15 protein-coding genes are annotated in these 15,216 nt (G+C 48.4%); 8 read left to right on the top strand and 7 right to left on the bottom strand.

What is annotated here, in order from left to right; translation table 11 throughout:
- The gene (locus QMA01_RS11580; RefSeq protein ID WP_290186367.1) at nt 1-693 is read left to right on the top strand and encodes an LrgB family protein; all 693 of its coding nucleotides are present in this window, start codon (nt 1-3) and stop codon (nt 691-693) included.
- A gap of 63 nt (nt 694-756) precedes the next feature.
- Here the strand turns inward: QMA01_RS11580 and QMA01_RS11575 are convergent, their stop codons facing one another.
- Genes QMA01_RS11575 through QMA01_RS11565 form a run of 3 tightly spaced genes read right to left on the bottom strand, consistent with a single transcriptional unit; the run spans nt 757 to nt 3,913 of the window.
- A complete protein-coding gene (locus tag QMA01_RS11575) occupies nt 757-2,361 on the bottom strand; it encodes an ABC transporter permease (RefSeq protein WP_290215045.1) in 1,605 nt (534 codons plus the stop codon).
- Nucleotides 2,361-3,278, bottom strand: coding sequence for an ABC transporter ATP-binding protein (locus QMA01_RS11570; RefSeq protein WP_191715176.1), 918 nt, complete (start codon nt 3,276-3,278; stop codon nt 2,361-2,363). The genes QMA01_RS11575 and QMA01_RS11570 overlap by 1 nt, the downstream gene beginning before the upstream one ends.
- 11 nt (nt 3,279-3,289) lie before the next feature.
- Nucleotides 3,290-3,913, bottom strand: a complete 624-nt coding sequence (locus QMA01_RS11565; RefSeq protein ID WP_290215044.1) for a TetR/AcrR family transcriptional regulator — start codon at nt 3,911-3,913, stop codon at nt 3,290-3,292.
- 229 nt (nt 3,914-4,142) lie between these two features.
- On the opposite strand from QMA01_RS11565, the gene QMA01_RS11560 reads away from it, so the two are divergent.
- The 6 genes from QMA01_RS11560 to QMA01_RS11535 all read left to right on the top strand — a co-directional run bounded on the left by QMA01_RS11560 (nt 4,143) and on the right by QMA01_RS11535 (nt 9,698).
- On the top strand, nt 4,143-4,943 hold the full coding sequence (locus QMA01_RS11560; protein WP_290215188.1) for a transporter substrate-binding domain-containing protein: 801 nt from the start codon (nt 4,143-4,145) through the stop codon (nt 4,941-4,943).
- Nucleotides 4,944-5,235: 292 nt separating this feature from the next.
- On the top strand, nt 5,236-5,934 hold the full coding sequence (pxpB, locus tag QMA01_RS11555) for a 5-oxoprolinase subunit PxpB (RefSeq protein ID WP_290215043.1): 699 nt from the start codon (nt 5,236-5,238) through the stop codon (nt 5,932-5,934).
- Nucleotides 5,918-6,898 carry a 5-oxoprolinase subunit C family protein gene (locus QMA01_RS11550; protein ID WP_290215042.1) on the top strand — a complete coding sequence of 327 codons (981 nt, stop codon included), beginning with the start codon at nt 5,918-5,920 and terminating at the stop codon, nt 6,896-6,898. The genes pxpB and QMA01_RS11550 overlap by 17 nt, the downstream gene beginning before the upstream one ends.
- Nucleotides 6,895-7,665, top strand: a complete 771-nt coding sequence (locus QMA01_RS11545) for a LamB/YcsF family protein (RefSeq protein WP_290215041.1) — start codon at nt 6,895-6,897, stop codon at nt 7,663-7,665. The genes QMA01_RS11550 and QMA01_RS11545 overlap by 4 nt, the downstream gene beginning before the upstream one ends.
- Before the next feature lie 21 nt (nt 7,666-7,686).
- Nucleotides 7,687-8,892 carry an NRAMP family divalent metal transporter gene (locus QMA01_RS11540; protein WP_191715170.1) on the top strand — a complete coding sequence of 402 codons (1,206 nt, stop codon included), beginning with the start codon at nt 7,687-7,689 and terminating at the stop codon, nt 8,890-8,892.
- Nucleotides 8,893-8,906: 14 nt separating this feature from the next.
- On the top strand, nt 8,907-9,698 hold the full coding sequence (locus QMA01_RS11535) for a putative hydro-lyase (RefSeq protein ID WP_290186378.1): 792 nt from the start codon (nt 8,907-8,909) through the stop codon (nt 9,696-9,698).
- A gap of 52 nt (nt 9,699-9,750) precedes the next feature.
- On the opposite strand, the gene QMA01_RS11530 is transcribed toward QMA01_RS11535, so the two are convergent.
- The 4 genes from QMA01_RS11530 to QMA01_RS11515 form a co-directional block, all read right to left on the bottom strand.
- On the bottom strand, nt 9,751-10,770 hold the full coding sequence (locus tag QMA01_RS11530) for an ABC transporter ATP-binding protein (protein ID WP_290186380.1): 1,020 nt from the start codon (nt 10,768-10,770) through the stop codon (nt 9,751-9,753).
- Nucleotides 10,771-10,783: 13 nt separating this feature from the next.
- A complete protein-coding gene (opp3C, locus tag QMA01_RS11525) occupies nt 10,784-11,842 on the bottom strand; it encodes an oligopeptide ABC transporter permease (RefSeq protein ID WP_238943203.1) in 1,059 nt (352 codons plus the stop codon).
- Nucleotides 11,839-12,768, bottom strand: coding sequence for an ABC transporter permease (locus tag QMA01_RS11520; RefSeq protein WP_191715167.1), 930 nt, complete (start codon nt 12,766-12,768; stop codon nt 11,839-11,841). Before QMA01_RS11520 ends, opp3C begins: the two co-directional genes overlap by 4 nt.
- Before the next feature lie 266 nt (nt 12,769-13,034).
- A complete protein-coding gene (locus tag QMA01_RS11515; RefSeq protein ID WP_191715166.1) occupies nt 13,035-14,675 on the bottom strand; it encodes a peptide ABC transporter substrate-binding protein in 1,641 nt (546 codons plus the stop codon).
- Nucleotides 14,676-14,826: 151 nt separating this feature from the next.
- On the opposite strand from QMA01_RS11515, the gene QMA01_RS11510 reads away from it, so the two are divergent.
- Entirely contained in the window at nt 14,827-15,198 is a 372-nt protein-coding gene (locus QMA01_RS11510) for a DUF3899 domain-containing protein (protein WP_191715165.1), read from the top strand.
- Nucleotides 15,199-15,216: the final 18 nt, after the last annotated feature.

Genomic DNA, 15,216 nt, shown 5'->3' with positions numbered 1-15,216 from the left:
ATGGAATTCAATCTGACTGCTGCTTTTTTTGCGGTTTTGACGGTCAGTATTTATTTGCTGACCAATATTTTATATTTAAAGTACAGAAAGACTTTGCTGAATCCAGTGCTTGCATCTACAGCCATCCTCGTCCTTATTTTAGTGTTGGGCAATATCCCATACGATACATATATGATGGGCGGCAACTGGATCGGCACATTGCTGGGGCCGGCAGTAGTCGCACTCGCGATTCCACTATATAAACAACGGGATCTGCTTTTCAACAATATGCTGCCGATTCTTTCAGGTATTGCTGCGGGTGTTGTTGTCGGCATGGCAAGCGGCATTTTGTTTACTCAGCTTTTTCGCTTTTCAGAAGAGCTGATTTTGACCGTCCTGCCGAAGTCACTGACCACGCCGGTTGCCATGCAAGTTGCCAGCAACCTCGGCGGAATCCCTTCGCTCGCCGCAGTTTTTGTTATGGTAGCTGGATTCACCGGCTATATCTTCGGCCCTGCTCTCTTGAAGTGGCTGCATATCGATTCGCCGATCGGCCGCGGCATCGGCCTCGGCACTTCCGCCCATGGCATGGGGACCGCCAAAGCCTTTGAATACGGCCAGCAGGAAGCATCGATGAGTTCTGTTGCGATGACATTAAGCGCAGTATTTGGCGCTTTATTGGGACCGGTCGCTGCCTGGCTTTTGCTTTTGTAAAACGTAAAGACCCCCTTTTCCACAATCGGAAAGGAGGTCTTTTTATTGCTGTTCAATTGGCGGCTACCTTCCAATATCCCGGCGATTAAATCCGGTGATGCCGACTGCCGTCAAAATAATCGCCACAACTGTCAGCATCGCCGCGTTCAGGTAATTCATCTCTTCAATCGGTATCTCAGACACATAGCCGAACGGCGTCAACTTCCCTACCCATTCGGGAAATTGGAACAAGCCGCCCAGATAAATGACAAAAAACGAAAAAGCTAAATACAGCCAAACGGCACCGGTTAAATTTGGAGCCCATCCGAGCAACAGCACCGCCACACCGACCATGGCAAACATCGCCGGCAAATAGGCCAGCGCCGAGCCATAAAACATCCCCAATGGAAGCTGCTCCTCCATCATGGCATTGCCGACCAATCCAAGACCCAGTGCTGCTAAAGAAAGCATGACAAAACCTGTCAAAACAGCCATCGTCAAGTAACTGCCCAGCACGTGATTTCTGGAAACGGACCGGCTTAAAATATGCTCAAGCCGGTCATTTTTTTCTTCTGTTTTCAGTTTCAATACCGCCATCAATACAGGAATGGTTCCGAGAATCGCCATGACGGCCATCAGCACCGGAATGAATTGTTCTGTCAGTGAAAAGCCTTCCGACTGAACAATCATTTGCTGCATCAGGTCAATGTCTTCAAAAAACGACTCCAAATCGCCCAAAACCGAACCATAAGACGCCCCGATTAATAGCAACCCTGCTGACCAGGCAATGAATCCAGTCCGCTGAAGCCGAAATACCAGCCCAAATGGACTCAATAAGGATCGGGCAGCTTTGGCTTTTCCCGCCCGTGAAGGCAGAAAGCCAGAACCGAGGTCACGAATCGAGTTCAAGTATAGAGCCAAAGCCATCAACAGCAAGGCTCCTGCGAACGTCAGCAAAATTGGCCACCAATAATTATTCACATAGGCTTCAGACCGCAAAATCCAGCCAAGCGGCGACAGCCAGGACAAGGTTTCGTTTGTGACGTCCCCAATCGCTCGGACCATATAAGCCAGCAACAATATGGCAATCGATAACCCAAGTGCGTTTCTGGCATTCGGCGACAACTGTGCACAGACAGCCGCAACTCCGGCAAAAACCAGTCCGGCAGCACCTAATGCAAACCCATAGACAAGCGACCCTTGCAGATCGACACTCTCAATCCCTAAAGCAACCAGTGAAAAAGCGGTCAGCAACGCCAGCACGATGTTGGCACCGGCCATTACGAGCAACGTCGATGACAGATTCGACAATCGGCCCACCGGCAAGGAACGGACCAATTCGATGCGGCCATCCTCTTCATCTGTACGTGTATGGCGGATGACCAGCAAAATATTCATCAAGCCGACAACAACCGCTGTCATCAGCAGCATTTCATGCGCAGTCATCGCTCCGACTGTATAATTGTCCAATCCGTATCCCGGTCCGACCATCGCAGTCATAGCGGGATTGCGCATCGTTTCAGCCATTGCCTGCCTTTCCTCTGCATTTTGATACAAACCAACGAAAGCCAGGGCGACAATTGCCGAAATGGCTGCAAAGGATACCAGCCAGATGGGCAGACGCAAACGGTCGCGCCGCAAAACAAAACGGATCAAGGTTCCGGTTCCGTCAAAAAGATGTCTGGTCATTACCTTTCGCCTCCTGCTCCTGATTCCACCGCTCCAGCGGTTCCCTCGTAATGGCGCATAAACAACTCTTCCAGCGTCGGCGGTGAACTTTCAATGCGGCTCACGCCAAAACGGCTGATGTAACGGATGACATGATCCACTTCTGCTGTGTCGACCTGGAAAGACAAGGCACCATCTTTCTGCTGGATGCCACTGACTCCTTTAAGCTCTCCCAACCCCACAATCGGCTCTTTGGTCTCAACCAGCAAAATCGTCCCAGTCAAATGCCGTAATTCTTTGAGCGTTCCGGTTTCGATGATTTTTCCTTCGCGGATAATCGCCACTTTGTCACAGAGTTTTTCGACTTCCGACAGGATGTGGCTCGACAGCAGGATGCTCTTGCCCTGTTTTTTTGCTTCCACTACATACTCCTGAAACACGCGCTCCATGAGCGGATCAAGGCCCGAAGTCGGTTCGTCTAAAACATACAAATCCACATCCGACGAGAATGCCGCAATCAATGCCACTTTTTGCCGGTTCCCTTTTGAGTAGGTCCGGCATTTTTTCGTCGGGTCCAGGTCGAATTTCCGGATCAGTTCCTCTCGCCGGTCCAGATTATTGCCACCGCGCAATTTGACGAACAGATCGATGACTTCGCCTCCGGTCAAGTTCGGCCATAAGTTGATATCTCCGGGAACATAAGCTACGCGTTTATGGATTTCCACGGCATCTTTCCAGGAATCCTTTCCAAAAATTTCTGCACGCCCGTCAGTCGCTTTTAAAATGCCGAGCAATACACGCAGAGTGGTGGACTTCCCAGCTCCATTCGGACCGATAAAACCATAAACTTCCCCTTCGCCCACTTCAATGTTCACGCCGTCCAGTGCTGCAAAATCTCCGAATTTTTTCGTCAGATCAACCGTTCTCAAGACTGCCATGAGTTTCCCTCCTAATTCGTATAGAAGCTTTTCTTCAGAATATCGAGATATTCGTAAAATTCATCCCAGTAAGGCTTCAAATCCAGTTCGGTCATTTTTTTCCCCTGCAGCTTTTGCAGGAGATTTTGCTGGTAGCCATCTACTCCCCAACGGATTAAATTGAATGCCTTGTCAACGTCGACATCTTTTCTGAAAAGCGTTTTGTCGATTCCTTCATACAGCAATGCATAACCCTGCTGCTGCAAATGCTCATAACGCTTCTGAAGATGTGGAGGAAGATCCAGATCTTTCGTTAACATAAACGTTCCCATAAAGTTGAAGATATGCTCGTTTTCCAGCTGTGCTTTCATTTTTATTTGCGCCGCATCCCTCATTCGTTTAATAAAATCACTTTCATTGATATCCACTAAGCTTAAATATTCATTGATGATGAAATTCATGCTGTAGTCGACCAAGTACTCGTAAAGGTCCTTTTTGTTTTTAAAATAGTAGAACAACATCCCTTTTCCGATACCGGCATTTTTGACGATGCGGTTGGTTGAAGCTTGCCCAAATCCATTTTCGGCAAATTCCATCAATGCTGAATCAAGGATTTTCTGTTGCTTTTTGGGGTCGAGGTTCTCAAATTTCTCCATGTTCATGCCCTCTTTCATTTCTTTGGACCACTCTGGTCGACTACAGAATACAACATTCGACCACACTGGTCAATTTATTAGTCTAAATTATCTGATTTTTTATTTGGTGAATTAAACCGTTGCCCCTGCCCTCTTAGAATGCTATCTTTTAGGTGCAATCATAATAGAGGAGGAAGACCCCGTGAAAATATTCTTTTCCCGAAAAAATGCGTCAATCATAGCCGGCCTAGTGACTTTGTCGTTCTTAGGTGCCTGTGGAAATAACAAAGATACAGCTCCTGAAGAAACAACGACCGCTTGGGATGAAATCCAGGAAAAAGGCAGCCTGATCGTTGCCACATCAGGCACCTTGTTTCCTACTTCCTATCGGGAAGAAGGATCGGATGAATTGACCGGCTTCGAAGTGGAAGTGGCACGAGAAATCGGTGAACGCCTTGAATTGGAAGTTGAATTTACGGAGCTAGGATTTGATGAAATGCTGACGTCTGTCCAAACCGGACAAGTCGACATCGCAGCCAATGACATTGAAATCACGGAAGACCGCAAGGACAATTTTCTTTTCTCCACACCGTTTAAGTATTCTTATGGCACTGCAATCGTCCGTTCAGACGATTTGTCCGGCATCGAAACCTTAGAAGACCTGGAAGGCAAAAAAGCCGCTGGTGCTTCGACTTCCGTTTACATGGAGACCGCACGCGAGTATGGCGCTGAGGAAGTTGTCTATGACAATGCGACAAATGAAACCTATCTCCGCGACGTCGCCATTGGACGGACAGATGTCATTCTGAACGATTATTATTTGCAGACATTGGCGATTGCAGCCTTTCCGGAACTGGACATCACCATCCATCCGAACCTCAAGTACAGCCCTTCTGAAGTGGGTGTTGTGATGAACGAAGACAATACCGAACTTGCCGAGAATGTGGATCGCGTCATCGAAGAAATGCTGGAGGACGGCACAATCGCCGAAATCTCAGCAGAATTCTTTAATGGTGCCGATGTGACTGAGAAAGTGGAAATTGAAGAATAATTGTTGAAGGAGCCCCTCTTGATTGAGCGGCTTCTTTTTTTGGAACTTTTTTTATTGCGGGATGGCTGTGATTTTTCCAGTTAAGTGGATATACTTTCTGATTTAGTCCAAATACTTTCCATTTCACTTCAAATACTTTCTGATTCCGCCTGAATACTTTCCACTTCACTTAAAATACTTTCCGATACAGTTAATACGTTATTTAGAGAACCCATATCTCTCCTTTCCAGCGACTTCCAAAAGCCTTATACTAAACTAAAAGTAAGAATAGTCAGTCTAAGGAGGCGAGCAGATGAATACTTCGTTTTCGCCGCTGGGTGATCAGGCGATTGTCATTGAACTGGGCACTGAAATCAATGAAGAAACAGAAAAAAAAATACGAAGACTGTCCACTTTGCTGGAAAGCCGGCCACCCAATTGGATGATTGAATTTATCCCTGCATTTATAACGGTAGCTGTCTTCTACGATCCTTGCGCAGCAACATACAGCAAGGTACAAGAAGAGCTGGCGGAACTTCTGGCGCACCTGGGGGAAGAGTTGGCTGTCGAATCCAGAACCGTTGAAATTCCTGTCTGTTATGGCGGTGAATTCGGACCCGACCTGGAATTCGTGGCACAACACAATGGCTTGACTGCGCGCGAGGTCATTGACATCCATACTTCCGGCAGTTATTCGGTCCACATGATCGGCTTTGCGCCCGGCTTTCCTTTTATCGGAGGCATGTCTGAAAAAATTGCGGCCCCAAGGCGCGATTCCCCACGACTCCGCATCCCGGAACGGACAGTCGGCATCGCCGGCATGCAGACTGGTGTCTATCCGATTGAAACACCGGGCGGCTGGCGGCTGATCGGCAGAACGCCGCTTCGGTTATTCCGGCCGGAAAATGACATTCCGAGCCTGCTGCAGGCAGGAGACAAAGTGGTCTTCAGGGAAATCTCTGAAACAGACTACCACGCATGGAAGGAGGATCCGAATGCTGAAAATCCTTAAAAACAGCTTGCAGACCACTGTACAAGACCTCGGCCGGAGCGGTTTTCAGAAATATGGCGTCATCGCCAGCGGCGCGATGGACCCTTATGCTCATCGCCTGGCCAATCTACTGGTCGGCAATAAAGAACAGGCCGCCACACTTGAAATCACACTCGTCGGACCTGCAATTGAATTCATCGAAGACACGGTCATCGCGCTATGCGGCGGCGATTTGAGCCCGAAACTGGATGGCCAAGCTGCTCCAATGTGGAGGATGCTGTCCGTTAAAAAAGGCAATACCCTGACTTTTGGTGAGCCTCGCGTAGGCGCCCGCTGTTATTTGGCAATTGCCGGCGGCATCGATGTTCCTGAAGTCATGGGCAGCCGCTCTACGTACATGCGGGCCGGGATTGGAGGGTTTCAAGGGCGCTCTCTGGAAAAAGGCGACGAAGTGCCGGTTGGCCAGATCAGCAGGCAACGGCTTTCTTCACTATTGCAGGAAGCTGACAATGACTCAGATTGGCTGCTGCCGCCTGTCCGGTATTTTGAAGAACCCGTCATCCGGATGATGGCCGGGCGGCAATTTGATTTATTCGATGGCGCCAGCAAAAAACGGATCTTTCAAGAAGCCTTTGCCGTCTCATCCAATTCTGACCGCATGGGCTATCGGTTGGAAGGTCCTCATCTGGCTCTTGAAAATCCGGCGGAATTGATTTCAGAAGCGGTGGCTTTCGGTTCTGTTCAAGTACCGGTGGATGGCAATCCGATTGTCCTGCTGGCAGACCGCCAAACGACTGGCGGCTATCCGAAGATCGGACAGGTTGCGTCTGTTGACTTGCCGCTCATCAGCCAGCTGAAGCCGGGACAGCAATTGCGCTTCAAAGAAATTTCCCTGGCAGATGCACAACAGCGTTGGATTGAACAAGAACAATCGATTCGGCAAATAAAAGCCGCGATTAAGTTGAAACGGGAGGAATGGACATGATTTATAAAGTGGATTTGAACTGTGATATGGGCGAAAGCTTTGGCGCTTACCGGATGGGCAATGATGAGGAAATCCTTGATTACGTTACCTCTGCGAACATCGCTTGCGGCTTCCACGCCGGTGACCCTTCGACAATGCGTAAAACCGTTCAATTGGCCCTCGAAAAAAATGTTGGTATTGGCGCCCACCCTGGCTTGCAGGACCTGGTCGGCTTCGGCCGCCGCAATATCGCCCTGTCTCCTCAGGAAGCCTACGACTTAACCGTTTATCAAATCGGCGCTTTATCAGGCTTTATCAAAGCCGAAGGCGGACAGTTGCAGCATGTCAAAGCACATGGTGCCTTATACAATATGGCGGTAAAAGATGCGGCTTTGTCAGAAGCCATTGCAGAAGCTGTCTATAAAATCGATCCGGAACTGGTGCTGTTCGGGCTGTCCGGCAGTGAAATCATTAAAGCTGGCGAGAAAATCGGACTTCGTACAGCCAATGAAGTCTTTTCAGACCGCACCTATCAACCGGACGGCTCGCTGACGCCTCGGACCCAGAGCAACGCCTTGATCACCGATCCACAGATTGCCATCGACCAGGTCATTCGCATGGTCAAGGAAAATAAAGTGGCGACGGTTGAAAACAGCGATGCCGAGCTGCAGGCAGAAACCATCTGCATTCACGGAGACGGCGTTAACGCACTCGAGTTCGCCAGACAGATTTCAAAATCTTTGAAAGGAGCCGATATTGATATTGTTAAAGTGAGTGAATTCGTTTAATACAAGCCGAGGAGGATTTCAATGAAGAATGCGAAGAAGATGAAAAATACCAATGCCAGCGTCTTGCTGGGTGCCGCTTTCCTGATGGCGACTTCCGCCATCGGACCTGGATTTCTGACACAAACGACAGTTTTTACGGAAACTTTATTGGCTTCTTTCGGATTTGTTATTTTAATTTCTGTCATCATTGATATCGGTGCCCAAACGAATATATGGCGCATCATCGCCGTCTCCGGCAAACGGGCGCAGGATATCGCCAACGACGTTTTGCCTGGCCTGGGTTATTTCCTGGCTTTATTGGTCGTCATGGGCGGGCTTGCTTTTAATATCGGCAACATCGGCGGCGCTGGGCTTGGCACAAATGTGCTGTTCGGAATCGATCCGAAAGTCGGGGCTGTTTTAAGCGGCTTGCTCGCTATCGGCATTTTTGTTGTAAAAGAAGCTGGGCGGGCGATGGACCGTTTTGCTCAAATTCTTGGATTTGTCATGATCGCATTGACCGTTTACGTTATGATCACTGCACAGCCGCCTGTCGGCGAAGCGATCGCAAAAACTTTCGTGCCCGATACCATCGACATCTTTGCCATTGTCACGCTCGTCGGCGGAACCGTCGGCGGCTACATTACTTTTGCAGGCGGACACCGGCTGATTGATGCAGGCCTGACCGGCAGAGCAGCCTTGCCCGAAGTGACCAGAAGCTCCATTTATGCGATTGGTATCGCTTCATTCATGCGCATTATTTTGTTTCTGGCGGTGCTCGGCGTTGTGTCACAAGGCCTTTCGTTGGATCCTGCCAATCCGCCTGCTTCCGTCTTCCAATTGGCCGCCGGCAACGTTGGCTATAAAATTTTCGGCGTCGTCATGTGGGCGGCTGCAGTCACATCAGTTGTTGGAGCTGCCTACACATCTGTATCCTTTATCCGGTCATTCAGTCCGGTGCTGGAAAAGTACAATCGTCTATTGATCATCAGTTTCATTGTCATCTCCACCTCTGTTTTTGTCATCATCGGCCAGCCCGTTCTGGTATTGGTGCTTGTGGGATCCTTGAATGGTTTGATTTTACCGATTGCCCTTGGTGTTATGCTGATTGCCGCGCATAAAGCGAAGATTGTCGGCGACTACAAGCATCCTCTATGGATGACTGTTTTCGGTGTCGTCATCGTGGTCGCTATGGCGTGGATGGGAATCTATACCTTGATGAACGGAATTCCGGCATTATTTGAATAAAGGAGTGGAATGAGATGAACATCATCAATCAACAGTCCCCTCGTGAAATTCGGCAGCTGATCCGCAATGGTGAATGGCAAAAGCCCACATCCAGTTTGGCTAATGGCTTTATCCAGGCCAACCTGGCGGTGCTGCCAAAAGAAATGGCTTTTGAGTTCCTGCTTTTCTGTCAGCGCAATCCGAAATCCTGTCCGTTAATCGATGTAACAGAACCGGGTTCATTTATTCCGGAGTTGTCAGCGCCAACCGCTGATTTGCGGACAGATCTTCCGAAATACCGGATTTACAGAGACGGCATACTGACGGAAGAAACAGACCAGATCACCGACTTGTGGACAGATGACATGGTTGGGTTTTTAATCGGCTGCAGTTTCACTTTTGAAGAAGCCCTGATCAACAATGGCATTCCGATTCGCCATAACGAAGAAAACTGCAATGTACCGATGTACAGGACCTCCATTCCCGCAGTGAAAGCGGGACGCTTTGAAGGGCCGACGGTAGTCAGCATGCGCCCCATGCCGGAAAAAGACGTTATCCGGGCCGTCCAGGTGACGAGCCGTTTTCCGAGCGTCCACGGAGCTCCCGTGCATATCGGCAATCCTGAAGGCATCGGCATCCGTGATTTAAGCCAGCCTGATTTTGGGGACCGCGTGACTGTCAAAGAAGGTGAAGTTCCTGTATTTTGGGCTTGCGGTGTGACGCCACAGGCGATTGCCATGCACGTCAAACCCGAAATCATGATCACCCATGCCCCCGGACATATGTTCATTACCGATTTGAAAACTGAAGAAATCAGTGTCATATAAACACTAAAAACCAGTAAGCCGATTTGGGCCTTACTGGTTTTTTAATGTGTTTTTATGATGGGCTTCCGGTCTCCACAAGATCACGTGATGCCGCTACCCGATCGTCCTGCAGCCAGCAAGCCACAGAATGCCCTGTTTCCGTCACTGTATCACGCGGTGTATACGTATGGCATACCGCCATCGTATGCGGGCACCTGGCCGCAAATGCGCAGCCTTCTCCAAGCGTCGCCAAGTTAGGCGGTGAACCCGCAATCGGCAAGAGCGGTTGCGAGCGGTCTTCATTCAGTTTGGGCATCGATTGAAGCAGGCCCAATGTATACGGATGCTGCGGATTGTAGAAGATTTCATCCAGTGTGCCCTGTTCCACAATTTTGCCGCCATACATGACAGCGACACGGTCAGCCATATTGGCGACCACGCCCAAATCGTGCGTGATCAAAATAATGGCTGTCTCGGTCTTCTTTTGCAGGTCCTTCATCAAATCCAGAATTTGCGCCTGGATGGTAACATCGAGTGCCGTGGTCGGTTCATCCGCAATCAGCACTTTCGGGTTGCAGGCAAGCGCCAGCGCGATGACCACACGCTGCCTCATGCCGCCTGAAAATTGATGAGGATAATTATCCAGCCGTTTTTCCGCTTGCGGAATCCCGACCAGCTTGAGCATTTCCAGCGCCCGGCTGCGCGCCTGCGCTTTTGTCAGCTGCTCATGCCGCTGGACGCCTTCCATGATCTGTTTGCCGACTTTCATCGTCGGATTCAGTGAAGTCATCGGATCCTGGAACACCATCGAGATTTCCGATCCGCGCAAATCCGTAACTTGCCGCTTGGACATCTTCAATAAACTTTTGCCGTTATAGACAATATCGCCTTTAGTCACTTCTGTGGTGGCTGCCGGCAGCAATTGCATGATGGATTTGGCGGTGACTGACTTGCCCGAACCGGATTCGCCGACAATCGCCAACGTCTCCCCTTTTTTCAAATCAAAACTTACACCCCGCACCGCCGTCAATTTGCCGGTTTGGGTTTTAAACGCTACATGCAGGTTGTCGACTGTCAAAATGGTCTCGCTCATGTTGAACCCTCCCCTATTTTCTCATTTTCGGATCTAATGCATCACGTAAACCATCGCCAAGCAAATTGAATGAGATCATGATGATACTGATAACCAAGGCCGGAAAAATCAATTTATACGGGAAATACCGCATTGATTTATAGCCGTCTTCAATCAAAACACCAAGCGACGCAAGAGGCGCCTGCAATCCAAGGCCGATAAAGCTCAGGAACGCTTCGAAGAAAATAGCGGTCGGAATCGTAAACATGACTGTGACGATGATCGGTCCCATGACATTCGGCAAAAGATGCTTCGAAATCAGCCGTGGATTTGATGCGCCAAGGGTACGGGAAGCCAAAACAAATTCCTGGCCCTTCAGCTGCAGCACTTGGCCGCGTACCACACGCGCCATGCCAACCCAGCCGGTGATGACCATCGCCAGAATAATCGATGTGATGCCCGGCTCCAGCACAAGGATAAACAAAATGATGACAATCAAGTTCGGAATCCCCATAAGGATCTCGATGATCCGCTGCATGACGTTGTCGATGCGCCCTCCATAAAATGAGGAGATGCCACCGTAAATGACGCCGATCACCAAATCGAGGAAAGCCGCCACTAAAGCGATGAACAAGGAAATCTGCGTCCCTTTCCAAACACGGGTCCACAGATCGCGGCCGAATTCATCGGTACCGAACCAGTAATTGATCTGAACGTCCCGTTCCGCATATTGATCCACGCCTGCCGAGTTCTGTCCGTTGAATCCGAGCCACTCCAACCCTTCGACTTTCGGCGGCATATTGGAATGCGCCAAATTTTGTTCCCGGTAAGAGAATTCATTCAGGCTCGGACCGATCAACGCCAAAGCAATCAACAAGACGAGCATGACGAGTGAAATCATGGCGCCTTTGTTTTTGATGAGACGCTGAAATGCTTCTTTCCAGAAAGACACGGACGGCGTACCAATTTCCTCGCTTTTCCGTTGGTCCAGCGGCGCTTTTACAAACAGATCCGATGGGATTTCGTCGTAAGCATATTGGTTTTGCGCCTGCAAATCTTGATGCGGGGGAAGGTGTGGTATGTTTTTCGTCATGCTGATTCCCCCTTATAGTTGATGCGTGGATCCAGGAAGCTGTAAATGATATCCACGACAAAGACAACGAAAATGAACAAAGCGCTGTAGAAAATGGTAATGCCCATGATGACGCTGTAATCCAATACCAGGATCGATAAAGTGAACTGCTCGCCAAGCCCCGGCACTGCGAAAATCTTTTCGATGACCAAGGTTCCCGTCATGATCGAGACAGCAAGCGGCCCAAGCATGGTGACAACCGGAATCAGCGCATTGCGGATGACGTGCTTGACGATGACCTGGTTTTCTTTTAAGCCCTTGGCTCTGGCCGTAATGATGTAATCCTGGCCGATCACTTCGAGCATTTCACTGCGGATAAACCGCGCGACCGTGGCCGTCACCGTCACCGACAAAGCGATGGACGGCAGCAGCGTACTGGAATACCCTTCCCATAACGCGACGGGCAGCCATTCCAATTTAACGCCTACGTAATACTGCAGCAACGCCGCAAAAACGAAAGATGGAATCGACATTCCCAAAACGGCTAATGTCACCGACCCGTAATCCAAAAGGGAGTTGTGCTTCAAAGCCGAAACAATGCCTAGAACAAGTCCGATAATGGCGCCAATCACCAATGCCTGCAAGCCGATAAAAGCTGATGGCCCGATGCGGTCACTGATCATGCTGGTGACGGTCCGGCCTTCATGTTGGAATGAATAACCTAGATCGCCCTGTACCAGGTTGCCGATATACTGAATGTATTGGATAGCGACTGGCTGATCCAGTCCATATTTAGCATTCAATATCGCCAATTGGCTATCGGTCAATTTCTCCGGGTTGGTGAACGGTGTACCCGGCAACAGCTGCATCAGGAAAAAGGTAGCTGTCACAATAATGAAAAGCGTAATGAGCATAAAGCCGATCCGCTGCAGTAAATAACGTTTCATGCGAACACCTCAGTTCTATAGGGTGAATTTAACTTCTTGATGCGAAAAGCGGAAGCACCCGGGTAGCTCTGACGGACATAAGACAGACCGGCAAAGCGGCGTATTTTCAGCCGCACAGCCGGGTTGGCTTATGACCCGAAGAGCTGGGTGCTGGAGTCTGGCCAAGACGAAAAGTGGAAGCGCCCATGTGATGGTTCAGTGATGAAAAAATACGAGGGCGCCCATAAATCGGCTACACCCTCGTATCTATAAGCTGTAAACCTGTTTTATTCTTCGATCGTCACCCATTTGTAGGAGAATGAAGCCCCTGTCGGATGCACCAAAAGATTTTTGATTTTGCTTCTCATTAAGACAGCAGCACCTTCCTGGTAAAGCGGCACGATTGCTGCATCTTCTTCCAATAGGATTTTCTCGATATCCAACAGCATCTGGTAACGTTTTTCTAGATCCGTTTCCGTTCTTGCTGAAGCCACCAATTCTTCCAATTCGGCATTTTTGTAATCCATGCGGTTAGCTGATCCGCCTTCCAACCACATATCCAAGTAAGTCATCGGGTCGCTGTAATCCGGTCCCCATGAAGATAGAGACAAATCATACTCGACCGCTTTTTCGATTTCCAGACGTTGTGCGAAAGGAACCGCTTTGATGTCCAATTTGAATCCTGGAAGATTGTCTTCCAATTGTGCTTGAATGTACTCAGCTACTTTTTTATGGTCTTCAGAATCGGCAATGTTGATGGAGACTGTTACATCTGTTGCCCCTGTCTCTTTCAGCCCTGTTTCCCAAAGCTTCTGGGCTTCTTCAACCGTGCCTGTATTGAAGTCTCCGTTCAAGTCACGGAAATCTTCACCTGTTGGCGATTTGAAGAATCCTTTCGGCACGATGCCGTTCAAGGCAGTCGATCCATTTTTCAAAATAACATCCGTTAAGCTTGCTTTGTCGATTGCCATATTAACTGCTTGGCGAATGTTTTTATTGCCCAGTACCGGATGGTTATGGTTGAAACGAAGGAAGATGACTTCCGGCTCTAAAATCGTATCGAAGTTTTCGTCGTCCTTGTTCTGGTCGACAGCTTCTGAGCTCAATACGATGCGGTCCACTTTATTTGTTTCGTATAAATTGACGCCTGCTGCCGGATCTTTCACAACGTAAGCATTCACAGCATCAAGTTTAACTGTGTCTGCATCCCAGTAATCTTCGTTCTTTTCGTATTTCCATCCTTGCTCATGTGTCCAATCCACCAATGTGAATGGTCCGTTGAACAGGATATTTTCCGCTTCCAGTGCGTATTGGTCACCCTGCTCTTCTACAAATTTCTGGTTCTGTGGCAAGAAAGTCGGGAACGTCATCAATGACTGGAACAATGGGTTCGCTGCTTCCAACGTAACTTCCAGTGTTTTCTCGTCGATTGCTTTAACGCCCAATTCTTCTGCGTCCATTTCTTCGTTCATGATCGCTTCAGCGTTTTTGATCCCTGCTGTTACGAACATGAAGTTATAAGGGCTTGCGTCTTTCATAACACGTTTCCAAGCATATTCGAAATCCTGCGCAGTAACCGGTTCCCCATTGCTCCAGTTCGAGTCGCGCAATGTGAACGTGTGAACGCTCTTGTCTTCATTTTCTGTATGGTCCGTTACTAAAGCTTCAATCGGTTCATGGTTTTCATCCTGGCGGTAAAGCCCTTCATTGACGTTATTCAACACAGTGAACGCGATGCCGTCATGTGCTTTGGTAGAATCCAAAGTAGGGATATCTGCTGTGGTCGAAATGTTCAATACTTGTCCAGCTTCCCCTTCCGCTGCGCTTTCTTCGTTTGAACTCTCCGAAGAATTGAAATTACACCCCGATAAGATTAAAACGAATGCGATCAAAATCATGAAAATCTGCGTTTTTCTCTTTCTCTCCATTTTCCCTACCCCCATTTTTTGATAATTCTTTATTTTGGTAATTCTTTATAATCATAATTGTTATTGCGGAAATAGGCAACAAGATGTTTTAATTTTCAAATTTATAAATTACATGGTAATCTCTATTTATGTAAGGAAAGGGTCGACTTGTATGAATTTTAAAAGAGTTTTGTTTCTGATTTCACTGGGCAGTTCGTTAACGTTGCCTTTCTTCCTATATACGGAATGGTCAATCGCTAGATGGTTTGATGCTTTGTTTTTAGTGGGCCTCTTGCTGCTGATGGTCTATTTCATCATGGTATTGATCGAAGGCCAATTTTTTACGGCATTTTTAAAAAGCACCCGAAACTTTTTTGCAAAAGTAAATAAAAAGGATCAGCTCATTCGGGAAAGCGAAAAACGTTCGGTTGATCGAGTGGATTACCGCAAAGAATTCCCAAACCGAAATTCGTTTCTTCAGATCGGCCTTCTTTTTTCCATCAGCAGCCTGGTGATTTCTGTTGCTTTGTATTATTTGGATTAACCAATAAAAAAACGGCAG

It is taken from the genome of Planococcus notacanthi (genome assembly GCF_030407825.1).
GTDB classification, from domain to species: Bacteria; Bacillota; Bacilli; order Bacillales_A; family Planococcaceae; genus Planococcus; species Planococcus notacanthi.
This window is presented reverse-complemented; position numbering and strand designations above follow the sequence as displayed.